The organism is Bacillus salipaludis, assembly GCF_004358205.1.
The window spans coordinates 541,199-567,930 of record NZ_SMYO01000003.1; the positions used below are offsets into that span (position 1 = coordinate 541,199).

At 39.2% G+C, this 26,732-nt stretch carries 25 protein-coding genes; 7 read left to right on the forward strand and 18 right to left on the reverse strand.

Translation table 11 applies throughout. The features are described from left to right. Positions 1-11: 11 nt before the first annotated feature. Genes E2K98_RS08065 through E2K98_RS08075 form a run of 3 tightly spaced genes read right to left on the reverse strand, consistent with a single transcriptional unit; the run spans position 12 to position 3,271 of the window. The gene (locus tag E2K98_RS08065) at positions 12-1,028 is read right to left on the reverse strand and encodes an alpha-ketoacid dehydrogenase subunit beta (protein ID WP_133333783.1); all 1,017 of its coding nucleotides are present in this window, start codon (positions 1,026-1,028) and stop codon (positions 12-14) included. Between the two features lie 5 nt (positions 1,029-1,033). Continuing rightward, positions 1,034-2,101 carry a pyruvate dehydrogenase (acetyl-transferring) E1 component subunit alpha gene (gene pdhA / locus E2K98_RS08070; RefSeq protein WP_133333784.1) on the reverse strand — a complete coding sequence of 356 codons (1,068 nt, stop codon included), beginning with the start codon at positions 2,099-2,101 and terminating at the stop codon, positions 1,034-1,036. 30 nt (positions 2,102-2,131) lie between these two features. Beyond that, positions 2,132-3,271 (reverse strand): Leu/Phe/Val dehydrogenase, encoded by a 1,140-nt coding sequence (locus E2K98_RS08075; protein ID WP_133333722.1) that lies wholly within the window; start codon positions 3,269-3,271, stop codon positions 2,132-2,134. A 308-nt stretch (positions 3,272-3,579) separates the two neighbouring features. Between E2K98_RS08075 and E2K98_RS08080 the strand changes: the two genes are divergently transcribed. Beyond that, the gene (locus E2K98_RS08080) at positions 3,580-4,032 is read left to right on the forward strand and encodes an Lrp/AsnC family transcriptional regulator (protein ID WP_026575059.1); all 453 of its coding nucleotides are present in this window, start codon (positions 3,580-3,582) and stop codon (positions 4,030-4,032) included. 267 nt (positions 4,033-4,299) lie between these two features. Here the strand turns inward: E2K98_RS08080 and phaC are convergent, their stop codons facing one another. From phaC to E2K98_RS08095, 3 genes are all read right to left on the reverse strand, one after another. Further along, positions 4,300-5,388, reverse strand: a complete 1,089-nt coding sequence (gene phaC / locus E2K98_RS08085) for a class III poly(R)-hydroxyalkanoic acid synthase subunit PhaC (RefSeq protein WP_133333723.1) — start codon at positions 5,386-5,388, stop codon at positions 4,300-4,302. 69 nt (positions 5,389-5,457) lie between these two features. Next, positions 5,458-6,201, reverse strand: coding sequence for an acetoacetyl-CoA reductase (gene phbB / locus E2K98_RS08090; RefSeq protein WP_133333724.1), 744 nt, complete (start codon positions 6,199-6,201; stop codon positions 5,458-5,460). A gap of 69 nt (positions 6,202-6,270) precedes the next feature. Next, on the reverse strand, positions 6,271-6,675 hold the full coding sequence (locus tag E2K98_RS08095; protein ID WP_133333725.1) for a hypothetical protein: 405 nt from the start codon (positions 6,673-6,675) through the stop codon (positions 6,271-6,273). Positions 6,676-6,933: 258 nt separating this feature from the next. Between E2K98_RS08095 and phaQ the strand changes: the two genes are divergently transcribed. From phaQ to E2K98_RS08120, 5 genes are all read left to right on the forward strand, one after another. After that, positions 6,934-7,356: a poly-beta-hydroxybutyrate-responsive repressor gene (phaQ, locus tag E2K98_RS08100; RefSeq protein WP_268884049.1), complete on the forward strand. Its 423-nt coding sequence runs from the start codon at positions 6,934-6,936 to the stop codon at positions 7,354-7,356. A 72-nt stretch (positions 7,357-7,428) separates the two neighbouring features. After that, on the forward strand, positions 7,429-7,953 hold the full coding sequence (locus E2K98_RS08105) for a hypothetical protein (RefSeq protein WP_165976206.1): 525 nt from the start codon (positions 7,429-7,431) through the stop codon (positions 7,951-7,953). A 188-nt stretch (positions 7,954-8,141) separates the two neighbouring features. Next, on the forward strand, positions 8,142-8,876 hold the full coding sequence (gene fabG / locus E2K98_RS08110) for a 3-oxoacyl-ACP reductase FabG (RefSeq protein WP_133333727.1): 735 nt from the start codon (positions 8,142-8,144) through the stop codon (positions 8,874-8,876). Between the two features lie 335 nt (positions 8,877-9,211). Then, positions 9,212-10,399: an acetyl-CoA C-acetyltransferase gene (locus E2K98_RS08115; protein ID WP_133333728.1), complete on the forward strand. Its 1,188-nt coding sequence runs from the start codon at positions 9,212-9,214 to the stop codon at positions 10,397-10,399. A 187-nt stretch (positions 10,400-10,586) separates the two neighbouring features. Next, entirely contained in the window at positions 10,587-10,787 is a 201-nt protein-coding gene (locus E2K98_RS08120; RefSeq protein ID WP_133333729.1) for a hypothetical protein, read from the forward strand. A gap of 169 nt (positions 10,788-10,956) precedes the next feature. Here the strand turns inward: E2K98_RS08120 and E2K98_RS08125 are convergent, their stop codons facing one another. The 9 genes from E2K98_RS08125 to E2K98_RS08165 form a co-directional block, all read right to left on the reverse strand. After that, on the reverse strand, positions 10,957-11,607 hold the full coding sequence (locus E2K98_RS08125) for a 3-oxoacid CoA-transferase subunit B (RefSeq protein ID WP_133333730.1): 651 nt from the start codon (positions 11,605-11,607) through the stop codon (positions 10,957-10,959). A gap of 26 nt (positions 11,608-11,633) precedes the next feature. Next, positions 11,634-12,320 (reverse strand): CoA transferase subunit A, encoded by a 687-nt coding sequence (locus tag E2K98_RS08130; RefSeq protein WP_372512758.1) that lies wholly within the window; start codon positions 12,318-12,320, stop codon positions 11,634-11,636. A gap of 52 nt (positions 12,321-12,372) precedes the next feature. Then, complete coding sequence (locus E2K98_RS08135) at positions 12,373-13,917, reverse strand: acyl-CoA carboxylase subunit beta (protein WP_133333732.1); 1,545 nt, start codon at positions 13,915-13,917, stop codon at positions 12,373-12,375. 21 nt (positions 13,918-13,938) lie between these two features. Then, complete coding sequence (locus tag E2K98_RS08140; protein WP_133333733.1) at positions 13,939-14,721, reverse strand: enoyl-CoA hydratase; 783 nt, start codon at positions 14,719-14,721, stop codon at positions 13,939-13,941. A 1-nt stretch (position 14,722) separates the two neighbouring features. Beyond that, positions 14,723-15,634: a hydroxymethylglutaryl-CoA lyase gene (locus tag E2K98_RS08145; RefSeq protein WP_133333734.1), complete on the reverse strand. Its 912-nt coding sequence runs from the start codon at positions 15,632-15,634 to the stop codon at positions 14,723-14,725. Between the two features lie 21 nt (positions 15,635-15,655). After that, positions 15,656-15,868, reverse strand: a complete 213-nt coding sequence (locus tag E2K98_RS31620) for an acetyl-CoA carboxylase biotin carboxyl carrier protein subunit (protein WP_133333735.1) — start codon at positions 15,866-15,868, stop codon at positions 15,656-15,658. A gap of 18 nt (positions 15,869-15,886) precedes the next feature. After that, the gene (gene accC / locus E2K98_RS08155; RefSeq protein WP_133333736.1) at positions 15,887-17,248 is read right to left on the reverse strand and encodes an acetyl-CoA carboxylase biotin carboxylase subunit; all 1,362 of its coding nucleotides are present in this window, start codon (positions 17,246-17,248) and stop codon (positions 15,887-15,889) included. Positions 17,249-17,404: 156 nt separating this feature from the next. Further along, a complete protein-coding gene (locus tag E2K98_RS08160) occupies positions 17,405-19,372 on the reverse strand; it encodes an acetate--CoA ligase (protein ID WP_133333737.1) in 1,968 nt (655 codons plus the stop codon). A gap of 92 nt (positions 19,373-19,464) precedes the next feature. Next, positions 19,465-20,604 carry an acyl-CoA dehydrogenase gene (locus tag E2K98_RS08165; protein WP_133333738.1) on the reverse strand — a complete coding sequence of 380 codons (1,140 nt, stop codon included), beginning with the start codon at positions 20,602-20,604 and terminating at the stop codon, positions 19,465-19,467. Positions 20,605-20,941: 337 nt separating this feature from the next. Between E2K98_RS08165 and E2K98_RS08170 the strand changes: the two genes are divergently transcribed. After that, the gene (locus E2K98_RS08170) at positions 20,942-22,765 is read left to right on the forward strand and encodes a helix-turn-helix domain-containing protein (protein ID WP_133333739.1); all 1,824 of its coding nucleotides are present in this window, start codon (positions 20,942-20,944) and stop codon (positions 22,763-22,765) included. A gap of 92 nt (positions 22,766-22,857) precedes the next feature. On the opposite strand, the gene E2K98_RS08175 is transcribed toward E2K98_RS08170, so the two are convergent. The 3 genes from E2K98_RS08175 to E2K98_RS08185 form a co-directional block, all read right to left on the reverse strand. Next, positions 22,858-24,885: a YhgE/Pip domain-containing protein gene (locus E2K98_RS08175; RefSeq protein ID WP_165976207.1), complete on the reverse strand. Its 2,028-nt coding sequence runs from the start codon at positions 24,883-24,885 to the stop codon at positions 22,858-22,860. Between the two features lie 167 nt (positions 24,886-25,052). Continuing rightward, positions 25,053-25,490: an Rrf2 family transcriptional regulator gene (locus E2K98_RS08180; RefSeq protein ID WP_133333741.1), complete on the reverse strand. Its 438-nt coding sequence runs from the start codon at positions 25,488-25,490 to the stop codon at positions 25,053-25,055. A 345-nt stretch (positions 25,491-25,835) separates the two neighbouring features. Then, the gene (locus tag E2K98_RS08185) at positions 25,836-26,474 is read right to left on the reverse strand and encodes an NAD(P)-dependent oxidoreductase (protein ID WP_133333742.1); all 639 of its coding nucleotides are present in this window, start codon (positions 26,472-26,474) and stop codon (positions 25,836-25,838) included. Between the last annotated feature and the right edge of the window lie 258 nt (positions 26,475-26,732).

Genomic DNA, 26,732 nt, shown 5'->3' on the forward strand with positions numbered 1-26,732 from the left:
GTTTTCCCCTCCTAAAAATACATAACTTTTTCGATTCCGTTTACTACCCGCTTAGGTGTTGGTAAATAATGTTCCTCAAGCGCAAAAAGCGGAACTGGCACATCAAAACCTGTAACACGTTCAACCGGAGACTTCATAAAGAGAAACGATGTATCGTTAATAATGGAAACAATATCATTCCCCACGCCGCCTGTTTGATGGGCTTCATGAACAATTACGGCACGTCCTGTTTTTTGAACAGACTCTGCAATTATGTCTTTATCAATAGGATAAAGGGTTCGCAAATCAATCACATCACAGGTGATCCCTTGTTTTTCTGCCTGTTCTACTGCTTTCAAAGCTACCGGCACCATTGCTCCCCATGCGATAACCGTTACGTCTTTCCCCTCTTTAAGCTTTTTCCCTTTACCGATTTCAACGATGTATTTTCCTTCTGGAACCTCTTCCCGCTCTGAACGGTAGATTCTCATCGACTCTAAAAATAAAACAGGATCCGGGTCTTCGATGGCAGCAATCAGCAGCCCCTTTGCATCGTATGCCGAAGAAGGACAAACAACTTTTATTCCAGGCATATGCGCAAACAATGCTTCCATACTGTCTGAATGCACCTCAGGAGCACGGATGCCTGCACCATATGGCGCCCGAATCACCATCGGAACCGAATAGCGCCCCATAGTTCGCATCCGAATCCGTGATACATGTGTCATGATCTGCTCAAACGCTGGGTAGATAAACCCTAAGAACTGCATTTCCGCTACAGGTTTGAATCCATTGATTGCCATTCCGATAGAAGTACCAATAATGCCCGCTTCACTTAGCGGCGTATCCATTACACGATCTTCACCGAATTCCTCCTGCAGGCCCTCAGTAGCGCGGAATACCCCTCCGTTTTTTCCAATATCTTCGCCAAGTAAAAGGACATTTTCATCCTCTTTTAACATTATGCGCAATCCATCTGTAACCGCTTGAACAAGTGTCAGCTGATTCGTTTTTACGGCAGTTTGTTCTAACGGTCTCTCTAAAGTCATCACCATCACACTTCCCCTCCAATTAATTGAAGATACTGTTCTTTTTGTTTTGCAATCGTCCAAGTTGGCTTTTCAAACACATTATCAAATAAATCATTGATATTTGGTTTTGGAAAACTTTCCATATCTTTTACTGCTTGCTCTACTTCGCTTTCCGTTTCCTCTTTAACCTTAAGCGCCCATTCTTCATCCCAAAAACCGTTTACCTTCATAAAGCGCTCGACACGAAGAAGAGGATCCTGCTTTTCCCTAATGGTATCGCTTTCTGATTGATTGCGGTATTTCCTTGGATCGTCCGCAGTGGTATGGGCACCGTACCTCCATGTGATCGCTTCAATTAAAGTCGGTCCTCCTCCATTACGTGCACGTTCCATGTACTCTTTTGTCTGGAAATAGACAGCAAATATATCGTTTCCATCCACACGTACACCTGGCATATCGTAACCAAGTGCCTTTTGGGCAATGGTTTTGGAATTCATTTGTTTTTCGATCGGAACGGAAATGGCAAATCCGTTATTTTGATTAAAAAAGATTACGGGTGCTTGAAATACACTGGCAAAGTTCAATCCTTCATGGAAATCACCCTCTGAAGTAGCTCCGTCTCCAAAATAAGCTATTGCTGCATTCTTCGTTCCCTTTCTTTTTTCTGCCATTGCCGCTCCCGCTGCATGCGGGATTTGTGTGGCAATTGGTACGGCAGGTGGGAAAATCTTTTTACCTTCTTCCGGTACACAACCTTCCACTCGACCGTTCCAATATAATAGAGTACGAGCCATGCTAGCACCGAATGTTAAGGTAGCTCCGTGATCACGGTAGGTAGGGAATACCCAGTCCTCTTTGCCAAGCGCCAGAGCACTTCCAACTTGAGAAGCTTCCTGCCCTTCAAATGGGGCATACGTTCCAAGTCTCCCTTGACGCTGCAAACTGATGGCTTTTCGATCAAAAGTTCGGATGCGAACCATATGATAGTAGAATTGTTTGACAAGGTCTTCTGTTAATTGGTCTTTATACTGTTCATTTATTAATTGCCCAGTTTCATCGACAATTTGAAAAATTGGAAATTCTATTGACATTGACATCCAATCACCTCATTAGGAGAATTTTTATTTACAAATATCCCATTTAGGGCGTTTTGTATGTGAGAAGAAGCTATTTTGCCTTTGTCGGTCTTCCATTCGTTTTTCACAGAACCGGTTTGCAGCTTGAATCGTTGTGATATTATCCAGCTCTGCCTGCTTGTAAACTTCCAATAAAGACGTGTAAATGGAGCTCGTTTTGGCTAGCACACGCTCTTGATTGTAGCCGTAAAGTTCATCTGCTACTTGAATTAACCCACCGGCATTTACAATGTAGTCTGGAGCATATAAAATCCCTTTTCGTTTTAGTGCTTCTCCGTGATTTTCCATTAGAAGCTGATTGTTCGCCGATCCTACGACTGCCTTAACCTTTAACAGGTCTATCGTTTCATCATTAATAATTCCGCCGAAAGCACATGGAACAAATACATCGGCATCAACTGAATACACTTCGTCTCCGGTTACACGAACGACATTGCCTCCTAATTGTTTTGCATGTTTTTGAATGGCCTTGACTGCTTCTTCATTGATATCGCTTACATATAAATCGGCACCAGATTCTAGCAATTGCTCAGCTACTTTGTAACCTACCTTCCCAAGCCCTTGGATGATATATTTTTTATGGGAAAGATTATCTGTACCAAAAACGACTTTATTGGATGCTTTTAAACCGTAAATAACTCCAAGTGCAGTTGGAATAGATGAATCGCCGCCTCCTCCATATGCTTCTGGAATTCCTACGATGCAATTAGTCTCTTTTGCAGCGTGGATAAAATCATCCATTGAAGTTCCCATATCTGTCCCTGTATAAAAACGGCCGTTTAAAGAATCAACAAACTGACCAAAAGCCCTAAATAGTGCAGGGGTTTTATCCCTTGCTGGATCTCCTATGATAACTGCTTTTCCACCTCCGAAATCCACATCTGCGGCAGCGCATTTATAGGTCATCCCTTTAGATAAGCGAAGTACATCCTCCAATGCCTCATCCATCGTTCGATATGGCCGCATACGGCAGCCTCCCAAAGCAGGGCCAAGGGTTGTATTATGGATAGCGATAATCGCTTTTAACCCTGTTGCCGGATCATTACAAAAAACAATTTGCTGATGCTCATGCATTTTATCAATTACTGTTGCGGTTGTTTCTAAAGATGGTTGGATTGTGTTCATTGTTTTACCCCCATTATCACTGTGATTATAGTAGAAATTATTCCTAAAAAAAGAGAAAAATCAAAGTCTTTCTCAATGGTTAAAACTTTTCGATACATCCCCTCATTTGACAACGTTTACATATTCTGAAAAGATGTTACCCAAACTGAACTTTTAGTTATTTAATAATTACAAAGATTATGTTTCTATTAAATAATAAGGTATAATGTAATCGGAAAACATAACAAATCGCATAAGATTCAGGTGGTTAGTTTTCTATTTGCATAAATTTTTTGATATTTATCTACATTTTGAAAGGAGAACATTCAATGGATCCATTAGACATTCGTCTTCTTGAACTTCTTCAAATGGATGGACGAATAACCTTAAGTGAATTATCGAAGAAATTATCTCTTAGCCGTCCAAGTATTACCGAGCGTTTAAAGCGGCTGCAAGAGCGAGAAATTATAGAGGGATTCAGTGCACGGGTTTGTCCAAAAGCCGTCGGCAGAGATGTAATCGTTTTCATACAGGTCAGCGAAATGAAAATCCTTTCCTATTCAGATTTTGAAAATTTGCTAAGGGACGACCCTGATATCATTGAGTGTCATCGTTTAACCGGATCTGTCAGTTATTTACTTAAGGCTGCCGTGACAGGGATGGACCATCTGAGTAATCTAATTGATCGCCTAACTCCTTACGGAAATGTGAATACTTCCATCGTTTTATCATCACCGGTCTCATTCCGATGCATTACCCCAAATTCCATTGCGCAGTCATAATGGAAATAATTTTTCCACAGAATTTATGTATTTTGCTAGATTGTTAGAAATTTCAACACTTTCATTTAAAAATGGGGAGAATTGTATAACCTTTATTCTCCCTCTTCATTCATTTCTGCCTATTATTTTTTGAAAACCCTTTCATAATCTACTTGAATTGTCAGAAAAAAACAAATATAATATGATTACCAATACATATATGTTGTTTTCTCATATAAAAAAGAGTGCTCCTTAAATGGAACACTCCCTAATCATTCATTTCATTATTTAGTTTGAACGTTCCGCAAGCCATCCACCGATAGTAGGATAAGTAATTTTCGTAGCTTGACTGCCAAATGTAATGGACGTATGACCAACAGGCAGATTCTTATATTCTTTATCCTTGCTAGATATTTTTCCCATCAATGCCTCTACCATATGTGGTTGAGCAATAAGGTCACTCTTACCTGCCAGGTTTAGAACATTCGCTTTAATATTCTTTAGGTCGACTTTTCGGCCGCGGACAACAAGTTCGCCATTAATCAGTCTGTTCTTCTGATAGAAGTCTCTAATCCACTGACGATACGCCTCACCAGGGAACGGAATACCATCATTCAGCCATTTTTGCAGTAGCTTAAAGCTTTTAACAAATCTGTCATTATCTGAACGATCAACAAGACTAATAAAAGGTCCATAAATGTTTGCCATTGGCTTAATCATTTTGTTTCCAAAATCAATCATCTCAGGAGGAATTACTCCTAGAGTATCTACTACTTTATCAATATCAAAATATCGCTCATCAAGCATTGCACCGTAAAGACCAGAATCTGCAAAGTCAAACGGGCTGGTCATAAACACAAGGTTACGGATTGGCAATTCAGGATGCAAGGCCGCAAAAATAGATGTCATGGTACCGCCCATACAATATCCTAAGATGGAGACTTCATCCACTTTTGAAGTTCTCATGACCTTTTTAACAGCACGCGGTATATAATCCATAATGAAATCATCTAATTTCAGATTGCGATCTTCATAACCAAATGTTCCCCAATCAATCATGTACACATCAAAACCTTGATTCACTAAATATTCAACTAAACTGCCGCCCTTGGTTAAATCCAAAATATACGGCTTATTGATAAGGGCATACACCATAAGAAGTGGAACTTTATGTTTTTTCGGATGATCAGAAATAAAACGATAAAGCTTTGTTTTATTCTTTGTCCAAATCACTTCCTTTGGCGTTGGACCTACTTCCGGTTCGGCCTCAGTTGTTAACACTTCAGTAGCCCTTTTAACACGGTTCATTACCTGCTTATATTCCTCGGGAACCATTTTGGCATACTCTTCCCATTCTTTTGTAACTAAAATGCTAATGATTGCTCACTCCTTACATCATTTATTCTGTCTATAAAATATATCTTTAAATCAAACTTTTCATGACAATTACATGTAAAGTCCGCCGTTAATATTTAATTGTTGTCCAGTAATATAGGCACCGTCTTTACATAGGAATACTACACCACGGCCAATTTCTTGAGGAGTCCCTAAACGTTTTTGTGGGATTTTAGCCACAATTCCATCAAGAACTTTCTCAGGAATTGCTTGAACCATTTCAGTACCGATAAATCCTGGGCAAATTGCATTTACCGTTACATTTGATTTCGCTAATTCAAGAGCAAGTGATTTCGTGTAACCAATCAAACCTGCTTTAGCTGCTGCATAGTTGGTTTGACCGAATCCGCCAGCCTGGCCAATAATGGATGAAATATTAATAATGCGGCCACCATCTGATTCAAGCAAGTGCTGAAGAGCTGGCGAAGTAGTATTGAAAACACTGTTTAAGTTCACATCGATGACTTTTCTCCAGTCTTCTTCGCTAAGCTTTTTAAACGTACTGTCACGTGTAATTCCTGCATTATTTACAAGAATATCTAATTTACCAAAGTGCTCTACCGCTGCTTGAACTAGGCGCGCTGCATCATCGCTGTTGGAAACATCTGCTTGAACGGCAAAAGCTTCTCCGCCAAATTCCTGGATTTCTGCAACCATTTTTTCGGCTAATTCTGGACGGCTCACGTAGTTAAGAACGATTTTCACACCTTGTTTTGCTAATTCCAATGAAATTGCTGCTCCAATTCCTCTGCTTCCACCTGTTACGATTGCTACTTTATTTTTTAGTTCAGTCATTTTCTTTTCCTCCTGATGTAAATTAGTTTGAGATTTCACAATGTTTCTCGTTATTTATGTACTACCGGATTATTTTGAAGTTTCCGGTAATTTAAGTGCTGCAAGAATTTGATTAAGCTTATTATCAAGATTTTTCATATCTTTTTTAATTGCTGCTAAATCACGTTGATAACTTGCTGGGTCAATCGTTTTGTCTGCCGCATCTTCCAATAATTCTTCTAAATTATCAACTTTTGCATCCACATTCACAATCAATGAAGATAGATTTGCAAGATCAGTACGTGAAGGAACATTTACAAATTCCAAGTATTTTTCTGTACTCTCATCAATCATCTTTTTAAACATAAGATTCATTTCTAAAATTTGTCCCATTCCTTTAGACGGAAAATCCTCTTTCACCTTATCGTCAAAAAAACTACTAGACTTTGAATAAAAATCTTTCCACATTTCATAAATATTGGTTTCAGAACTCATGATTTCTCCTCCTTTTTCGTTTTGGACATATTAATCATACTAGTTACTTCACAAGAAATGAAGATAAAATATTAGAAATAATCGCAAAATATTACTGCTTTTTTCGACAAAATCCTACATGAATCTTTATTCATTTTAATATTTTAAGAAACTTTTCAACTAAGTGTAAATTACACATATAGAAATGTTTGACAAATATAATCTATAGGTGTAAATTACACGTATAGATTATATTTTTTGGAGTGATATGATTTGACCATCCATCAAAATGAATCTGCTAAAGACACAACTGCTTCGCATCAAGATCGCACGATGAATACGATGCCGAAAAACTTAATGGTTCCGTTTCTGCTGTTAAGTTTACAAAATGTAAATTTACATGGTTATAAGTTAATTCAAGAGCTGGCACAGTTCGGATTTGCTACTATAGACCAAGGCAATGTATATCGGACATTAAGGCAGCTTGAAAAAGATCAATTAGTTTATTCTGAATGGGATACAACAACTGAAGGTCCGGCAAAACGAATTTATTCGATTACAAAAGCCGGTGAAGATTATTTGAAAACCTGTTTTACTACACTTGAGCAATATCAATCCATGATCAATCGCTTTTTTAGTATTTACATGGATATGTTTCTTCCCCCATCGCGCAAACAACAAGAAGGAACAGAAGATAAATAATATTTTCAAAACTAAAATTGTTAACACTGCAGTTAATTAGCTGCAATGATTATAAAATGGGAGGGTTTTTACATGGCACAAAATGTAAAAAAACAAGAACAAGAACAAGTTCGTATTGGAGAATCACTTTTTAACACATGGGTAAATAGTTTGGACAGAGTTACCAATGCACAGAAGGATTTGGAAGAATTATTTCTGCAATCCCTTGAAAAACAAAAATCAACTCTAGAAAAAATGACTGACGATGTTACTCTTATTCAAGAAGAACAAAAGAAATTATTTAATGAACTAAGAGAAAATGCAAAGCTAAACTTGCAAAAGAACTTTGGTCCTTCAGCAGGTCAAGTTTATGAACAGTGGAATACTCAATTGGATGAAGTTTCAAACCGCACCTTACAATTAATCGAAACTCCATACAAAGAAAGTTTAAAATTGATTAATCAGTCTCAAGAACGTTTCCAAGAAACTATTAAAAATGGAATTTCTCAACAACAAAAAGTTCGTGATGAAATTACAGAACAAATCAAAGCATCCCAAAAAGTTCTTTTTGATATTTTTGAAACAAATTCAAAAGCTGCTTTTGCTCTTTTTAAGTAGAAATAGTAGAACAGAGGAATTTCCTCTGTTCTTTTTTATTGATTTCAGGAATAGTATGAATATTGAAAATTGTGTTGACTTGCCACGGTTGCAATTCCTGTATTTTTAAATAACCCTTATTTGACATGACCTTTTAGAAAAACAACAGTTTGTCAGCAAATGAAATTTTAACTAGAGGTGGGGAAATTTTGAAATTTACTGGAAAAGTTGTTTTAATTACTGGGGGCGCACAGGGTATAGGAAAGGAAACAGCAAGGCAATTTCTTCAAGATGGAGCAAGTGTTGTCATCTGTGATTACAATGAATCTTCAGGCAGGGAAGCTCTTGAAGAACTTCAGTCTGAGAATGTTACCTTTTTTAAAGTTGATGTAACAGACAGTTCTCAGATTCAGGATATGGTTCAATCTACAATGGCAAAGCACGGGCGAATTGATGTGTTAATTAATAATGCAGGGATAACGATGGATGGTTTTCTTACAAAAATGAAAGAAACCGATTGGGAAAAAGTTATAAGTGTGAATTTATCTGGGGTTTTTAAGTGCACAAAGGCCGTTGCCCCTATTATGCTTAACCAGGGGTCCGGAGTCATCCTGAACGCATCCTCAGTAGTGGGGTTATACGGCAATATCGGTCAAACAAACTACGCAGCAACAAAAGCCGGCGTAATTGGCTTAACAAAGAGCTGGGCAAAAGAGTTCGGTCCTAAGGGAATTCGAGTAAATGCGGTTGCTCCTGGTTTTATTGAAACCGGCATGACAGCAGCAGTACCAGACAAGGTTCTAAACTTCATGAAGGAAAAAACCCCTCTTAGAAAAATTGGAAAACCCGAAGATATTGCTTCAGCCTATTTGTTTTTAGCCTCTGATCAAGCAGGTTACATTAATGGAACAATTTTAAGTGTTGATGGCGGATTAGTCATATAAGTAAACGTTAGCAAATACGTTATCCTTTCCCATAGAGGTAAATAATCCTGGAGAAACAATTAAATGTTTCTCCTTTTCTTTGATTGAAAAACCCTGATATTTTTCGACAATTTTTAACAAAGTTCCCTATTATTCTATAAAGTTCATTTTTAACTAAATTCTAGTTCCATTTCAATAAAGAGTTGCTTTACCCCCATCCATAAATAAAATGAATGAATCTTCATTTATAAGAAAACGCTAAATTTGTCGAATAATAATTCAAAAAATTGTGGTATTTTTACTGTATTATTTTAAGGGGGAATTGATAATACATAAATTTTTTGGGAGGAAATAAAATGGCAATCAATGAAGTTGTAATTGTAAGTGCAGTAAGAACAGCAATTGGAAGTTTTCTTGGGGGCTTAAAAAACGTCCCAGTCACTCAATTAGGTGCGACTGTAATCAAAGAAGCCATCCAAAAAGCAGGAATTAGTGCAAATGATGTTGATGAAGTCATCATGGGGAACGTACTACAAGCAGGAGCTGGCCAAAATCCGGCGAGACAAGCTTCCCTTGCAGCAGGAGTTCCGCAAGAAGCACCAGCTACAACCATTAATAAAGTCTGTGGATCAGGATTAAAAGCTGTTCACCTAGCAACACAAGCAATTCTTGCAGGAGATGCCGAGATTGTTGTTGCGGGCGGAATGGAAAACATGAGTCAAGCTCCTTACCTTTTAAAAGGCGGACGCGATGGATTTAAAATGGGCGACCAGAAAGTTGTCGACAGTATGATTGCAGACGGCTTATGGTGTGCTGAAAATAACTACCATATGGGAATTACTGCAGAAAACCTTGCTGAGAAATATGAAATCTCTCGTCAAGAACAAGATGAATTTTCAGCTGCAAGCCAACAAAAAGCACAGGCAGCCATTGAATCCAACCGTTTTGCCGATGAAATTGTTCCTGTAGAAATTCCTGGACGTAAAGGTCAAGTAACAATCTTTAGTCAAGATGAGTTCCCTCGATTTGGAACAACTGCTGACAGCTTAGGAAAACTTCGCCCGGCCTTCAAAAAAGATGGTACAGTTACTGCGGGTAATGCATCAGGAATTAATGATGGTGCAGCAGCATTCGTTGTAATGAGTCGTAAAAAGGCGGAAGAATTAGGTCTTAAGCCATTGGTATCGATTAAAGCCAATGCAACAGCTGGCGTGGACCCAAGTATTATGGGGATTGGTCCTGTACCAGCTGTCAAAAAAGCGCTTGATAAAGCAACTATTTCATTAGAAGAGATCGATTTAATTGAAGCAAACGAAGCATTTGCTGCTCAGTCAATCGCTGTAGACCGTGAGCTTCAATTTAACAAAGAAAAATTGAATGTAAATGGCGGAGCAATTGCCCTTGGTCACCCAATCGGTGCCAGCGGAGCAAGAATCCTTGTTTCTTTAATTCATGAAATGAAGAAAAGAGAAAACCGCTATGGTTTAGCAACACTTTGTGTTGGCGGCGGTCAAGGCGTAGCCACTATCGTCGAAAATATTTAATCCTAAAATGAAATCAAAACGAGACTTCCGATAAGGAGTCTCGTTTTTTATTTTTAAGAAAATTTTAAAAAAAATTCAAAAATCTGCCACGAACTTTCCTTCTATTTTTAATCAAATGGGACTATAAATAAATTAAAGGGTTAAACCTTTCTTAGCCCTAACCTATTAAGAAAGGAGGTCTTTAACCATGTCAATGGCTGATTTTGATGATATTTATCAAATTTGTTGCAACTTTGATCCGACTGAAAAATCGAAAAGTATGAGAAAAGTTGAAGTAAATCAGTTAGCGACTGAAGTAATTCCGGATTCAAGATTAACATGTTCGGAAAATTGGTGGGAGATTGTCGAGAAAGATATTCTTGAAGAAGAGATAACCGTATTCGTATAAAAACCATTAGAAACGGCAGGTACATCGAATGAATGATCTATGCACTTAATCCCTTGTTTAATCCATTCCTGGAAATAAACAAGGGATTTCATTATGAATGATTACATAGGGTCAGTCTCCTCTTCCAAGTTTCGCTTTAAACAGGCGGCGGGTTACTGACCCTTCCTACTTATTTAATCATTAATTCCTGACTTACAATGAAAGCTGCTTCTGTGTTTTTGTCTACGTCCTCAACTGTTATGCCAGGCTGTGTTTCGACAAGAACCATTCCTTCCGGTGTAAAATCAAATACAGCCAAATCTGTAATTAAACGGTGTACCACTTGTTTTCCTGTTAATGGAAGAGTACAGGATTTTTTAATTTTAGATTCCCCGTTTTTATTAGCATGTTCCATAACGACGACAACCCGTTTTGCCCCATTTACTAAGTCCATGGCGCCGCCCATACCTTTTATCATTTTTCCTGGAATCATCCAGTTAGCTAAATCTCCTTGTTCTGAAACTTCCATACCTCCCAGGATGGCGAGATCGATGTGTCCGCCTCGAATCATGGCAAAAGATTCAGCACTATCAAAAAAAGAGGCTCCTCTAACAGCAGTTACGGTTTCCTTTCCAGCATTAATTAGGTCAGGATCTTCATTGCCCACGAAAGGATAGGGTCCGATCCCTAATAACCCATTTTCTGATTGAAGCAAAACATTATACCCACTTGGAATTTCATTGGCAATCAAGGTGGGTATTCCAATACCAAGATTGACATTCATTCCGTCTTGAATCTCCTGAACAGCCCTTTTCACTATCAACGACCGTGCATTACTCATAGAATATCCTCCTTCCTTTTATTGAACTAAACGTGGACAACTGTCCGCCTTTCAATCCTTTTTTCATAGTTTTCACCAAGCAGCAACCGTTGTACATAAATTCCAGGGGTATGAATTTCATCCGGGTTTAACTCCCCGGCTTCCTTTATCTCCTCTACCTCTGCGATTGTGACCTTGCCAGCCATTGCCGCTAGCGGATTAAAGTTACGTGCTGTTTTTTGATAGATTAGATTGCCTAATGGATCTGCTTTCCATGCTTTTACAAGAGCAAAATCCCCAACGATACCCTCTTCTAAAATATAAGTTTTACCGTTAAAAACCTTATGTTCCTTCCCTTCGGCTATCGCTGTTCCTACACCTGTTGCAGTATAGAAAGCAGGAATTCCTGCACCGCCTGCACGGATTCTTTCAGCTAGTGTCCCTTGTGGAACGAGCTCTACTTCTAGTTCTCCGCTTAAAAACTGCTGTTCAAAAATCTTGTTTTCACCCACGTAGGAGGAAATCATTTTCTTAATTTGCTTGTTAGCTAGTAAAAGACCTAGTCCCCAATCATCAACGCCACAATTATTGCTGACTATGGTTAAATCCTTTGTACCTTTATCCCGTAAAGCCATGATGGCTTTTTCAGGAATTCCGCACAATCCGAAGCCTCCAACAATTATGGTCGCTCCATCCGGAATATCTTGGACCGCTTGTGTAAAAGAGTCTACGATTTTACCCTTATTCAAAGAAATAACCTCCTTTTAAATAGATTTCTATTAAAATCTATACTGGATAGACTGCATGTTTTCGTTCAGAGAATTGAGTATACTTTGAAGCATACGCTTCAAAACGATTAACCAGTTCCTTACGTAAAGCGTTTCCTGGGATAATGCCGTCAATGATCATCTCAGAAGCAAGGCGGTAAATATCAATGTCCTCTTTATATTCTTCACGTTTTTGCTGAATAAAGGCAGCCTTCTCGGAATCTTGCAATTGTTCAATTTTATTGGAATAGACAGCATTTACTGCAGCCTCTGGTCCCATTACGGCAATTTGGGCCGTTGGTAAAGCAAGGCAGCAATCCGGTTCAAATGCAGGGCCTGCCATTGCATAAAGACCTGCACCGTAGGCTTTACGGACAATGACAGAAATTTTTGGCACCGTCGCTTCCGCCATCGCCGAGATCATTTTTGCCCCATGGCGGATGATGCCTGCGCGCTCCACCTTTGTCCCAATCATAAAACCAGGAACATCTACAAGGAAAAGAATCGGGATATGGAATGCATCACATAGATTAATAAATTTTGCTGCTTTATCGGCCGTATCGTGGAACAATACTCCGCCTTTCACTCGCGGCTGATTGGCAATAATACCGACTGGTTTTCCATTCATACGGGAAAGGCCGGTGATTAATTCAGCAGCAAAAAGCTTCTTAATTTCAAAAAAAGATCCTTCATCAATGATGCGGTCGATTAAATCATACATATTAAAAGGTGAATTTTGGTTTGTTGGAATCAGGTCTTCGATTGTTTTTTCAAATGACTTAGGCGGTAATGTCACTTTGGTCGGCGGCTTTTCTGAGAAATTTGCGGGAAAATAAGAAAGGTATTTTCGGGCCATTTCAAGCGCTTCCTCTTCGGTTTTCGCCAAAACATCACCGCAGCCTGAAATCGAACAGTGCATCCGCGCACCGCCCATTTCCTCAAGCGTTACTTTCTCACCGATGACCATTTCCGCCATCCGTGGTGACCCTAGATACATAGAAGCATTTTTATCGACCATGACCACGATGTCACAAAATGCCGGGATATACGCTCCACCCGCTGCAGATGGTCCAAACAGCACACAGACCTGTGGTATTTTCCCGGATAATTTCACCTGATTATAGAAAATCCGTCCTGCTCCGCGGCGTCCTGGAAACATTTCTACCTGATCGGTAATCCGAGCTCCTGCGGAATCGACGAGATAAATTAATGGAACTCTCAGTTTTTCAGCAGTTTCTTGAATACGTATGATTTTTTCAACCGTCCGTGCCCCCCAGGAGCCTGCCTTGATTGTCGAATCGTTCGCCATAACACAAACAACTTGTCCGTTTATTTTTCCGATCACTGTTACGACACCATCCGCTGGAAGATCTTCTGCCATGCAATTGGCAAATGCTGCATCCTCCAAGACAAAATCTTGGTCAAACAAAAGCTTTAAGCGGTCACGAACAAAGAGTTTTCCCTGCTCGCTATTTTTTTCGTGGTATTTTGCGGCACCGCCTTTATAAATCTTTTCAAGGCGTTCTTGTAATGTAAGATTCTCTGAATGAACTTCTGTAGTCATGAAGTGATCCTCCCTCTCATGTTACTCCCCTTTGTAGACAGGTTTCCGCTTTTCTTTAAAAGCCTGAAGTCCTTCCAAACGATCCTTTGTTGGGATTGTGACCTCGTAGGCATTTTGTTCGATGGCAAGCCCTGTCGCTAATTCCACATCGTATCCTTTATCAATGGAAAATTTAGCCTGCCGAACAGCAATTGGACCATTCTTAACAATTTGTGCTGCGATTTCCAGTACCTTGTCTAACAATGATTCCGGCCGTTCTACAAACTCAACCAAGCCAATTTCCTTTGCTTCTCGTGCATCAATACGTCTAGCCGTAAAAATAAGCTCTTTTGCCCTACCTTTTCCTACGAGCCTTGGGAGGCGTTGTGTACCGCCTGCACCAGGGATAATTCCGAGTGAAGTCTCGGTCAGTCCGAATTTTGCTGTTTCTGAAGCAACACGAATATCACAGGCCAAGGCTAATTCCGTTCCCCCGCCGAATGCCGCACCATTTACAGCAGCAATCACAGGTTGTGGTAATGTTTCCAAGCTGTTGACGCACTCCCTAATCAAGGAAACAGTTTTCTTAACCATCTGCGCATCCATTTCAGCTCGTTCCTTTAAATCAGCTCCGGCACAAAATGCTTTTTCTCCTGCCCCGGTTACGACTAAACAACGGATTGAAGGGTCAAATTTACAAGTATCGATTACATTTTTAAATTCTTCCAGAAGCTTGATTGAAAGTGCATTAGCCGCATTAGGACGATTTAAGGTAATCACAACAATACCGTCTTCTCGTGTTAAAACCTGTAAAACCTGATCCATATCACTCACCTCTTTCATTGGTCAAGCATGCTTGAAGATTTCGGCTAGGTAAACTTCTTCCGATTTTTTCTTGAATAAAGCGTCCTGCTCCCAGTAGTTTTTCTAAGTTGACGCCTGTATTAATTCCCATATTGCCCAGCATGTACAAAACATCTTCCGTCGCTACATTACCTGAAGCACCCGGTGCATAGGGACAGCCGCCTAATCCACCCGTAGAAGCGTCATAGGTGGTAATGCCCATGTCTAATGCTGCTAAAATATTTGCTGCGGCTGTACCGTGTGTATCATGAAAGTGCAGTGCTAATTTTTCAATCGGGAATCGTTTTAAAAGGACATTTAACATCTCTTGAACCTGCTTAGGATTTGCCACGCCAATGGTATCTCCGAGTGACAGTTCTTGAATGCCCATCTCAAATAAATGCTCTGATACCCGAATTACGTTATCAATCGAGACCTGGCCTTCATAGGGGCAGCCAAAAACAGTTGAAACATAGCCGCGAACAGATTTTCCTGCCGACAAAGTTTCCTTTACGACCTCTTCCAAAATGGGAAAGGTATCAGCAATTGATTTGTTAATATTTTTTTGATTGTGTGTTTCACTGGCTGACATAAACACAGCCATTTCATCAACATTTCCTTCTAAGGCCTTCTCCAGCCCCCGCCGATTTGGGACGAGAGCCGTATACGTGACACCTGGCATGCGCTCAATACCTTTTGCTACTTCCAATGAATCGGCCAATGCCGGAATCCACTTTGGATTGACAAAAGAGGTAATTTCAATAGATTGAAGGCCCGTTCGGGACAATTGATTAATCCAGTTAATTTTATCCTCTGTGGAAAGAAAGGACTGCTCGTTTTGCAGCCCATCTCTTGGTCCTACTTCCTTAATGGTTACATTTATGGGCCAGTTCATGCTCACATCTCCCTTGAAGGTTTATTCTATTTCGATTAAAACATCTTCTTCATTCACAAAGTCGCCTTCATTTACTTTTACTTCCTTAACCGTGCCACTAACTTCAGCCGTAATCGGAATCTCCATCTTCATCGATTCCAAAATGATCACATCCTGCCCTTCCTCAACCTTATCACCCGGTTGAACTAATACCTTCCATACATTTCCTGCCATCACTGCAACAATTTTATTCATTAATTAACCCTCCCTGTGTTATTTCGTGACTGTTTTTTTATTTTCTTGCAGATACTTTTCAACAAAATTTGTGGTCGTATCACCGGAAACGAAGGAATCGTGCTCCACTACTTTTTGAAGCATCGGGATATTGGTTTTAATCCCTTCCACCACATAGTGGGATAGAGCATCCTTTAAGATTTCAATCGCCTCATTGCGATCCGTTCCCTTCACAACAAGTTTGGCAATCATAGGATCATAAAATGGGGTCACGACCGACTGCTCGCTCACACCCAATTCATGACGGATGCCAAGACCTTCCGGTAACACAAATTTGGTAATTTTCCCTGGAGATGGGAAGAAGGTTTTTGGATCTTCCGCATAGATTCGGACCTCAATCGCATGCCCATTACGCTTGATCTCCGATTGTTTAAAGCGTAATGTGTCTCCCCATGCAATTTGAAGCTGCTCAGCAACTAAATCTATTCCCGTTATTTCTTCCGTCACGGGATGTTCCACCTGCAGCCTTGTATTTACTTCTAAAAAGTAAAAGTTTTTATTCTCATCCACTAAAAATTCAATCGTGCCGGCATTTTTATAACCAATCGATTTGGCCGCCTTTACAGCTGCTTCCCCCATCTTACTGCGAGTCTCTTCATCTAAAAATGGGGATGGTGCTTCTTCGACGACTTTCTGATGACGCCGTTGAATGGAACATTCTCGTTCCCATAAATAAACAGTGTTTCCCTCTCCATCAGCAAGAATTTGAATTTCAATATGCCTAGGATTTTCCACATATTTTTCAATAAACATTTCTCCGTTACCAAAGAAACTAACGGCACGTTTCTGATTTCCCTCAAATGCTTTTCTAATTTCATCCTCGCCTCGGACGATCTGCATACCAATGCCTCCGCCGCCTGCTGAAGCCTTTAACATCACCGGATATCCGATTCTCTTTGCCGTTTCCACCGCTTCTTCGACATCGGCTAAGGGCGATGTAATTCCTGGAACAACTGGAACTCCCGCCAGCTCCATTAGCTTTCTAGCTTCAATTTTACTGCCCATTTTGGAGATAACCTCTGGAGACGGTCCAATAAAAACAAGACCTTCCTCCTCACACCTGCGGGCAAATTCAGCATTCTCTGAAAGCAGTCCGTATCCAGGGTGAATGCCCTCTGCGCCTGACGTATGTGCGATTTCAATAATTTTATCGATATTAAGATAACTTTCGGAGACCTTTGCTGGACCAAGTAAATAAGCTTCGTCCGCTGCCGTCACATGAAGAGCGTCCTTATCCGCTTCGGAATAAACCGCAACCGTTTGTATTCCCAATGCTTTACACGTTCGGATCACACGTCTGGCAATTTCACCGCGGTTGGCAATTAATACTTTTTTGAACATACCTTTCCACCCTTTCTAATATCATTAAGGAGATATGTAAAAACTAATCATTCATTTTGCAATATTCTATACGACTATCTTTAACTACCAATCTAGAATATTGGAACCAGTCATTACCGATCATTTACATGGAAAATGACTGGTTCTAATTTATGACTATTTGACTGTCGATTTTTCAGCAACTATTTTTTGTATTTGAGTAACGGACGCCGGATCTTCTAGTCCTGTAATATCACCATGAACACTACCTGATACAACAATCTCCTTTAATAAGCGGCGCATAATTTTTCCGCTTACTGTTTTTGGCAGCATATCTGTAAAAACAATTGATTTTGGAGCAGCAATTTTACCAATTTGTTTTATGATCTGATCATTTATTTGTTGTTTTAATTCAGCTGTTCCATTGAAGCCATCAGCCAGACGGACAAATACGAGTGGAACTTCTCCTTTTATTTCATCAGGAATTCCAATAATGGCGGTTTCAGCGACACCCTGACATTCTAGGACCGCGCTTTCCATCTCCATTGTACTTAAACGGTGTCCGGCTACATTAAAGGCATCATCTGAACGGCCAACTACCCATATATGGCCATCATCATCGATTAATGCAAGATCGCTGGCATAATAATTGCCTTCTACCTGGCTAAAATAGGAACCGTAATAACGCTCCGGTTCTTTCCAAAGTGTCCGGCACAGCATAGGAAATGGTTTTGTGATTACAAGATTTCCTAACTTACAAGGTCCCACTGGATTTCCTTCTTCATCCACAACATCTAAAACTGCTCCTAAAAATTGAGTGCCTGAGGATCCCGGTTTCATTGGCGTTAGCCAGGCTGCCCCAGCGATCGGACATCCGGCTGTTTCCGTTTGGCCCCAAGTATTATTGATATAGATCTTTTTCTTTCCTAAAACTTCATATGTCCAGTGCCATGTTTCGGGATCGAAAGGTTCACCAACTAGAGATATGACATCGAGACAGGATAAATCAAATTTTTCTAATGCCTTTTCTCCCATACTTTTTAACATTCTTAATGCTGTTGGGGCAGTAAACAACTTATTCACCCGGTATTTTTCAATAATTTGATAAAAACGGTCCTTTGTTGGATAATCAACTGCACCTTCATAGACAACAGTTGTTACACCATTCGCTAAAGCACCTGCAATTCCCCAAATATGCATCGTTAACCAGCCGATATCCGCGGTACACCAGAAAACATCGTCATTACGGTGATCCATATGATACTTAGCATAGGTATAATTTTGAGTGACAAATGCCATACCGGAATGCACAACACCTTTCGGTTTACCGGTCGTACCACTCGTATAGAACACAATACCGCTCTCATTCGCTTCAATTCTTTCAGGCTCACATAAGATACTTGCCGCTTTTGTCTCTTCATGCCACCAGTAATCCCGGCCTTCTTTCATTTGAACCTCTGAACCTAATCGATTTACAACAATGACTGCCTCAATCGAAGAAATAGATGGCACTACATTATCGACTTTTTCTTTTAAACGAATGACTTTTCCCCGTCTTTCCGTTGCATCTGCAGTGACCAATACTTTTGGTTCAAAACTGATGAGCCGGTCTGTTAATGATTTTTCGGAATAACCTGAGAAAATCGTATTATAAATCGCACCAATACGAAAACAAGCTAAAACGGCAATAAAGGCTTCGGCTAGATTTGGAAGATAAATAGCTACGCAATCACCTTTTTTTACACCAAATGATTTAAGAACATTGGCAAATCGATTTACTTCAGCAAGAAGCATACTATAAGTGTAAAATCTGGTGTCCCCGTTTTCGCCTTCCCAAATGAGAGCGGTCCGGTTTCCTGCCCCATTTTCTATATGTCGATCAAGTAAATTTACACTCGGGTTACTAATACCGCCGACAAAAAAGCGAAAATCAGGAAGTTGCCCACTAATGGTTTCATTCCACGGTTCATACCAAACAAGTTCACGGGCTGCACGATCCCAAAAGGCAACAGGATCTTCTTGAGATTGTTTAAGAAGTTCTTGAAAAGCTTCGCTGCTTCCAATAGAGGTTGAACGCACTTTTTCTACATCTGGATAAACGAGTTTACTATTTGAAACTACTTGTAAAATTCCACTGACATCCATGTAAAATTGCTCCCTTATCTATTTTTTCATCCTGTTGATTTCCGCTCCAATAATCAACATGGTCCTTCAACACAGCTTGCTATATAAATCCTTTAGCAGCCAATTTCACGTGCAATAACCATTCTTTGTACTTCGGAGGTTCCTTCCCCAATTTCTAGAAGCTTTGCGTCCCGGAAAAAACGTTCCACCTGATATTCCTTCATATACCCATATCCGCCATGGATTTGGACCGCTTGATCACAAACCCGCATGCAGATTTCTGAAGCAAATAATTTCGCCATAGCAGCTTCCTTTTTAAATTTCTTGCCTTGATCCTTTAGCCAAGCGGCTTTATAAACCATATTCCGAGCTAATTCAATATTCATTGCCATGTCAGCCAGTTTGAATTGAATTGCTTGAAACTTCGATATGCTTTGACCAAATTGTTTTCTTTCTTTTGCGTATTGAAGGGCTTTCTCATAGGCGCCTTGAGCAATCCCAACAGCCATTGCGCCAATGCCAATCCTTCCGCCATCAAGTGTAGCTAAAAACTGCTTGAAACCATTGCCTTCCACACCTAAAAGATTCTCCTTGGATGCGCTTACATTTTCAAGGATTAGTTCTGTTGTATTCGACGCGTGTAGGCCCATCTTTTCATAATTGTTAATGACCCTAAATCCTGGAGCTTCTGTCGATACAATAAAAGCGCTAATTCCATTGGTACCTTTTGAGCGGTCGGTTACGGCTGTAATCGCAAGATTTTTAGCAAAGCTTGCATTCGTAATAAAACATTTGGAGCCGTTAATTGTCCACTGATCCCCCTCTAACATTGCCGTTGTTTGCGTTCCCCCGGCATCAGACCCTGCATTCGGCTCTGTCAGTCCAAAAGCACCCAAATATTCTCCCGTACAAAGTGGTGTTAAGTACTTTTCCTTTTGTTCATGTGTTCCAAATAAATGGATTGGTGCCCCTCCTAAGGATATATGGGCAGAATATGTAATTCCCGTTGACGCGCATACACGGCTTAATTCTTCTACTGCTATGGCAAAACTAACGGTATCTGCACCACCGCCGCCATATTGTTCAGGAAAAGGCAGCCCCATGATTCCTAACTTGGCTAACTTATTGAAAATTTCCTTTGGAAATTCTCCGGTCCGGTCTCTTTCATCTGCACCTGGCGCTACTTCCGCCTCTGCAAAATCACGAATTAGTTTTCGTATCATCGCCTGTTCTTCTGTTAAGTCAAAATTCATCTTCGCATCCAGCCTCTCATTTTTTTGAATAGAGTAACCAAATCTTGATGCAACCTTTTGAAAAAGGTTTCTTGATGAATACCATTAACATATTTCTTAATCTTCTAATAATTATAACGCAAAAAATTCAGAATACTATGTCAATCTTCATGAAAATGATTCGATAAAATTTGTGGGTTTTATACAAAAACAAGAATTGAAACGCTTTCAATTTACTTCTATAATTTTACTATAGAGATATTTTTTTAGCAGATTGTTAGACTAAGCATTGGTTTCTACGGAATTAGCAATTTTTGATTTTAGTAATAAACACACTAATCTTTTCAGGAGGACCAAAATGGAAGATACATTAACACATCGCCAGCTTCAGTCCTTAATACATATTTCGAATGTCCTCAATACCTCATTCGATATTGAAACCATTATTGAATTAATTATGCGTGAAACCATTTCAGTGGTTGAAGCTGCGGAAGGCGGCTCATTATGGTTATATAATAAAAAACAAGATTGCTTAATTGCTCAATCCGCACAAGGTGTTTTTTACCCTAAAATTTTCCGACAAATCCGTCTTCAACCTGGAGAATCCATGACTGGGATAACATTTGAAAAAAGAAAATCGGTTATTTATAAAAACGAGAATGAAATTAAAACAGCCTTAGCAACATTATCTTTTAAAAATTCAGGTTTATTAAGCAGATCGATACCTGAAAGTTTCCATTTTTCAACGGTTATTTCTGCCCCGATTTTTTTGAAGGGTGAATGCATTGGGGTGTTTACTTTAGATTCTTTCCAACAGTCTTTAAACTTTAAGCCGGAAGACCTTCATCTATTAGAAGCAATCTGCCATCAAGCGGCTGTTGCATTAGAAAGATCCAGTCTCTACAAGGAAAAAGAGCAGACTGTCAAAAACCTTTCGTATTCTATTGAAACGCATAGAACCCTAGCGAATCTTGTTCTTCAAGGAGAGGACCTTCATTCTATATTACAATACATACACCGGTGGATTGGACAAAACACGTTTCTTTTCGATGAGTTAGGAGACCAAATAACCTCTTCCTATGATCCCGTTCTTTCCACCGAGATTCTAATGTATGTTAAGCATCAAGCTGCTATATTGATGAAATTAACTGAAAATTCTCTTTCCGTTAAGGAAGTTGAAGTGGTCGGTGTCCCATATCAGTTGGTCAGCTTACCACTTGGCTCGAAACCGAATTTCCTTGGTTTATTAATGATTCTTTCAACGAAAAAATTGGACGAAATGGATTTGGCCGCTCTTGAACATGCCTGCACGGTTCTTTCCTTACAAGTATTTAAAGAGCAGACCGTATTCGAGACCCAACAGCGTTTAAAAGACGAATTTGTGACAATGCTCTTTACTGAGCAAATGGACGAGGCGCTTTTACAAAGAGCAAAAAGCCTGGACCTAAATCCAGGAGATAACTACATTGCAACTATTATTGAATTTTCAATGGATTCTAACCAGAAGAATCAGCCTAAAGAAGGCATAATTAGAAAAATGATTCAACTTACGAACCAGGCTTTTCTGGGACCTTATACAAAGGGTATGACAGTAACATATCATCATCAAATCGTAGTGCTTCTTTCCGATCATTCTAATACTGCCAATTCTTTCATTGTTTCGCGGGTAAAGGAAAAGATAAAGTGGATTCAACAGGAAATAATGTCGAGAAATTGGGAGGTTGAGGTCGCTTTTGGAATAGGCAGAGTCAAACAAGGGCTGCAGAATGTCCACAAATCTCTCAAAGAAGCTGAGAATTGTTTGAACTTTATTCGCCATTTTCACTGGGAAAATTCAATTCTTAGTTATTCAGATCTTGGGATTCAAAGGTTTATACTGCAAAATCCCGAAGAAGAAGTGATGGAGTTTATCCATGAGGTGCTTGGTCCCCTCATTGACTATGAAAACTCTCGAAAAGGAGACCTTCTCAAAACCCTTTATATCTATCTAGAGGGAAACCAAAATGTGAAAAGGACGGCAGATACCTTACATGTCCACATCAATACTTTAAGCTATCGTTTAAAAAGGATTGAAGAAATTCTATCGATGGATTTAACGGACAGTAAACAGGTACTTAACCTTCATTTGGCTGTAAATTTATACCGATATATAAAAAAACAACCAAGCACACAAATGGTGTGAAATGTATCTAGAGGCAGGCTCAGTTAAATTCAAATTTTAATCGTGCTTGCCTCTGGCTTCCCATAAATCTACATGTAATTCAAATAGTACAATCAAGGAACCAGTTTAGTAGCTTTCGCTTTTTCAGCTGTTTTCTGGATTCGAGTTCCTAATGGTTTCTTTAAGACAAACGCAATCAGAAAACTAATACCTACAAAAACAAGTAGGGCAAAAAAGTCTTTGACAACAATCTTATTTATCATTCCACCGACTGTTTCCCGCAGCATGCTAACACCGTACGTGAAAGGCATGAAAGGATTTAGCTTTTGGAAAAAGGTTGATGTCACACTTACGGGAAATGTTGCGCCAGAACTGGAAATTTGCAGGACCAAAAGAATAATGGCTAATCCTTTCCCGATATTGCCAAACACTGAACACAATGTGTAGGTAATAACGATAAACACCATGCTTATGAAGATACTGAACAACACAAACCATCCTTTATCCACCACATAGGTATGAATGATAAACAAATCTCCAAAAGAAACAATTGCTGCTTGAAATATACCGATTGTTAGAAAAGTTAATAGTCTAGCAAGATAAAGCTGATAGTCCCTATAGCGATTATCCAGATTTTCTACGTCTACTCTTAATGAAGCCACAAGGAGCGTAGCTCCTACCCACAAAGCAAGCATCGTATAAAATGGAGACATCGCAGAACCGTAATTGGGGATAGGAAAAATCCGCTTTGTTTTTAACAGAACTGGATTGGACAAAAAATTGCTCTCCTTCGTCGGGTCATGCTTTAAAAATTGTATCAAATCGTAAATATTGGCACTATTTTTAAACTGTCTAATTCTATCTGCAGCTGTTCTAACTTTTTCTTCAAATCCAGGTAAATCATTTCTGGCCAAATCCGCTGCTTTGTGAATCACCCTTTCAACTTCCGGAAGCTTGGTCCTGACAAGATCCGCTGCTTTTCGAATATCCTCTTCTAGTCCTGGCAAATCATTCCGGACAAAATCGGCAGCTTTATCGATTTTTTGTTCAATTGTTGGTAACTCATTTTTTACAAATGCCGAAGCTGTGTTAATTCCCCCTACTACTTTATCTACTTTTTGTTGTAAATCAACTCTGGTAGCTTGGACGTCATGTTGGATTTTTACTAGTTCATCATAAACCTGGTTCAACTGTTCCTGATTACCCTTGGTATCTGCCTCGTTTGCAGCCTTCGCTTGTTCCATCGCATCCTTAATTTTTGTTTCGATCTCAGTAAGATTTGCTACTACATCTGCTACAATTAAAGATGTTCTTTGTATTTCCGAAAGCTTTCCTTGGAGGGCGAGCACCTTATCGCCTGCATCCTTTACAAGCTGTAAATTATCTTTAACTTTTAAAATACTTGCACCTGCCCGTTCTAGCTCTGATATTCTTTGCTCCAATTCAATAATTTGTTGACCTTTCCTGTGAATCTCAGGAAGTTTACCCTCGAGTTCAATTGCTTTTTTCCCCATCTGATCGATGACCGGAAGTGCCTTCTCTAGTGCAAAAACTTGTTTTTCTACATCTAGAATCGACGGTAAATCTTTTTCTAGTTCCACTCCAGCCTTATAAAATCCTGAAAAAATCGCATCTCCAACGGTTTTAATAAAAGCCTGGCTAATTTGAGCTGTCACACTTGATGCACCTGAGCTAGCAATTTTTGGTGCAACGGCATTGATTTTTTCATTTACCCCAAAAATAATTTCCGGTTTTTCAGGATTCGCGGATATAATGCTAGTTATTTTTTTAGAAAATTCCTTTGGAATGATAAGATAGGCATAGTAGTCTCCCTCCTCCACTCCCCTTTTGGCTTCATTAGTCCTCACAAACACCCAGCCCAGTTTATGATTCTTTTTTAAATTCTTTACTGTTTCATTTCCTACATTAATATTTTTTCCACTGATTCTAGCACCTTCATCCTCATTCGCAACGGCAACTTGTATTCCAGATGTATTCCCATACGGATCCCACATCGACTTGATATTAAACCATGCATACATAGAAGGCAGTATCATAAGTCCTACTACCAACAAAGCAACGGAAGGAACCCTGAATATATTTTTCCAATCTGATCGATAGATGTGCCAAATTTTGCCCATTTCAAAACACCTCATGTCATAGTGCATCCTAACTATTATCTTTTGAAAATGGGCTGATTTTATGACTTAATATTTTATTTGACCATAAAGTGGATTTTTAATGGAGGACAGATTAAGTGAGTTTTTCAATGTGTAAATTAAAAAAAGCAGATACATTAATCATCTGCTTAGTCCTTTAATTTTTCTTTATTAACAATATCCTTCACAACATCTTCAAGAGTCACATTTTCCAAGGTTTTCTCCATAGCTACTTGAGCAGAGGTAAATAACGGGCCAATTGCATCTTGGATATTCCTTCCCACCAGGCAAGCGGGATTGGGTTCTTCATGGACACTAAACAATTCATTCTCTTGTACAACATTCACTGCCTTATATACATCAAGTAAAGTAATATCAGATAAATCCCTGGCTAGTTTCGCTCCCGCAATACCAGGATGTACTTCGACTAACCCGGCTTTTTTAAGCATTCCCATAATTTTCCTTATCACGACTGGGTTTGTATTTACACTTCCAGCTAGAAATTCTGATGAACTGATTCCCTCTTTATTAATTTCAATAAGCGTTAATATATGAATTCCAACTGCAAATCGACTACTTATAGACAATCACAGTCACCTACCTTATCCTTGTTTTCATGTAATTCTTTTAATTATAAAAATATTATACTTAAAATAGGGAACAAATTATAGTGGTCGGGTTTTTTAATGGAACTTCATTGGGTAAACACATTTGAGTATTCATCATAATCTCCATTACTGAACACGTTAAATATGATTTTTTCAAAATGATTTGGATGTCCAGATGATTTTTGAGTCTTAATCAATATTAAAAATATATAAACTGTTATTAACCAGGCGTTTTGACTTATACCTTATTACATATTCCTAAATAGTAAAGTACCATTAGCGCAAACACTAATGGTACTTTGTATATTTAATTGGTTAGAAAATTTATTCTACTTCACCGACAACAGTGAAACGTTCATTTATATGTTGTGGATTTTCACTTTCATCCAATACAGCAATAGCATAGTCTGCATAACTGATATAACTTTCACCTTTTGAATTAACAAGAAGATGATCTTTTCCTGACTGATAAGATCCAGTTCTTTTTCCTTCCGCATCAAATACCGCAGACGGACTGATAAATGTCCATGTAATAGTAGATGTTTCTTGTAATTCTTGCAAGTTTCTTCCTTGCCCTTTTGCAGTTGGGAAAAATATATCTGGAAAATCAGGTGTATCCATTACCTTAACGGTTTTATTCTCATCTACATAAAGACTTCCAGCTCCACCAACAATGATTGCTCTTGTATTTGTTCCTTTTAGTGCCTCAATTAAAGAATGTCCTGCATCCACGTGTGCCTGCTCTTCACCAAGAGGAGCACCGAATGCATTGACCAATACGTCAAACTTTTTAACATCATCAGATGTGAGGTCAAATATATTTTTTTCAATTACCGCAATGCTTTTATCTTTAAGTTTTGACACCTCTCTTACAATCGCAGTTACTTCATGTCCCCGACTAACTGCTTCTTTCAAAATAAAATTACCTGCTTTACCACTTGCACCAATGATTCCAATTTTCATTTTACATTCCTCCCATAATTACAATTCTATTGTAACTAAATTAATTACATGTAATTATAATAATTACATCATTAGCATTTGTCAATACATTTAAAAATCCTTTCCTAATAAGAAAGTAGGGAAACCTCTCTCGAGGCTTCCCCCTTATCAAACCGTACGTGCCCTATTAAGGCATACGGCTTACCAAATGTTACAATGTTTATCAAGAGGATGCATTCCAGGCATTTTGCATCTTTTGTAAGCGATGAGGGGTAAAAT

Bases quoted from the DNA above. Each gene is read 5' to 3' on its own strand.
- phbB (WP_133333724.1), bottom strand. From the start codon at position 6,201: ATGACTGAACTAAAAAATAAAGTAGCAATCGTAACAGGTGGAAGCAGA.
- E2K98_RS08165 (WP_133333738.1), bottom strand. From the start codon at position 20,604: ATGAATTTTGACTTAACAGAAGAACAGGCGATGATACGAAAACTAATT.
- E2K98_RS08115 (WP_133333728.1), top strand. From the start codon at position 9,212: ATGGCAATCAATGAAGTTGTAATTGTAAGTGCAGTAAGAACAGCAATT.
- E2K98_RS08140 (WP_133333733.1), bottom strand. From the start codon at position 14,721: ATGGATCAGGTTTTACAGGTTTTAACACGAGAAGACGGTATTGTTGTG.
- pdhA (WP_133333784.1), bottom strand. From the start codon at position 2,101: ATGTCAATAGAATTTCCAATTTTTCAAATTGTCGATGAAACTGGGCAA.
- E2K98_RS08080 (WP_026575059.1), top strand. From the start codon at position 3,580: ATGGATCCATTAGACATTCGTCTTCTTGAACTTCTTCAAATGGATGGA.
- E2K98_RS08065 (WP_133333783.1), bottom strand. From the start codon at position 1,028: ATGACTTTAGAGAGACCGTTAGAACAAACTGCCGTAAAAACGAATCAG.
- E2K98_RS08175 (WP_165976207.1), bottom strand. From the start codon at position 24,885: ATGGGCAAAATTTGGCACATCTATCGATCAGATTGGAAAAATATATTC.
- E2K98_RS08095 (WP_133333725.1), bottom strand. From the start codon at position 6,675: ATGAGTTCTGAAACCAATATTTATGAAATGTGGAAAGATTTTTATTCA.
- E2K98_RS31620 (WP_133333735.1), bottom strand. From the start codon at position 15,868: ATGAATAAAATTGTTGCAGTGATGGCAGGAAATGTATGGAAGGTATTA.
- accC (WP_133333736.1), bottom strand. From the start codon at position 17,248: ATGTTCAAAAAAGTATTAATTGCCAACCGCGGTGAAATTGCCAGACGT.
- E2K98_RS08105 (WP_165976206.1), top strand. From the start codon at position 7,429: ATGGCACAAAATGTAAAAAAACAAGAACAAGAACAAGTTCGTATTGGA.
- E2K98_RS08125 (WP_133333730.1), bottom strand. From the start codon at position 11,607: ATGAGTAATGCACGGTCGTTGATAGTGAAAAGGGCTGTTCAGGAGATT.
- E2K98_RS08185 (WP_133333742.1), bottom strand. From the start codon at position 26,474: ATGAAAATTGGAATCATTGGTGCAAGTGGTAAAGCAGGTAATTTTATT.
- E2K98_RS08145 (WP_133333734.1), bottom strand. From the start codon at position 15,634: ATGAACTGGCCCATAAATGTAACCATTAAGGAAGTAGGACCAAGAGAT.
- E2K98_RS08160 (WP_133333737.1), bottom strand. From the start codon at position 19,372: ATGGATGTCAGTGGAATTTTACAAGTAGTTTCAAATAGTAAACTCGTT.
- E2K98_RS08170 (WP_133333739.1), top strand. From the start codon at position 20,942: ATGGAAGATACATTAACACATCGCCAGCTTCAGTCCTTAATACATATT.
- E2K98_RS08135 (WP_133333732.1), bottom strand. From the start codon at position 13,917: ATGACTACAGAAGTTCATTCAGAGAATCTTACATTACAAGAACGCCTT.
- E2K98_RS08075 (WP_133333722.1), bottom strand. From the start codon at position 3,271: ATGAACACAATCCAACCATCTTTAGAAACAACCGCAACAGTAATTGAT.
- E2K98_RS08120 (WP_133333729.1), top strand. From the start codon at position 10,587: ATGTCAATGGCTGATTTTGATGATATTTATCAAATTTGTTGCAACTTT.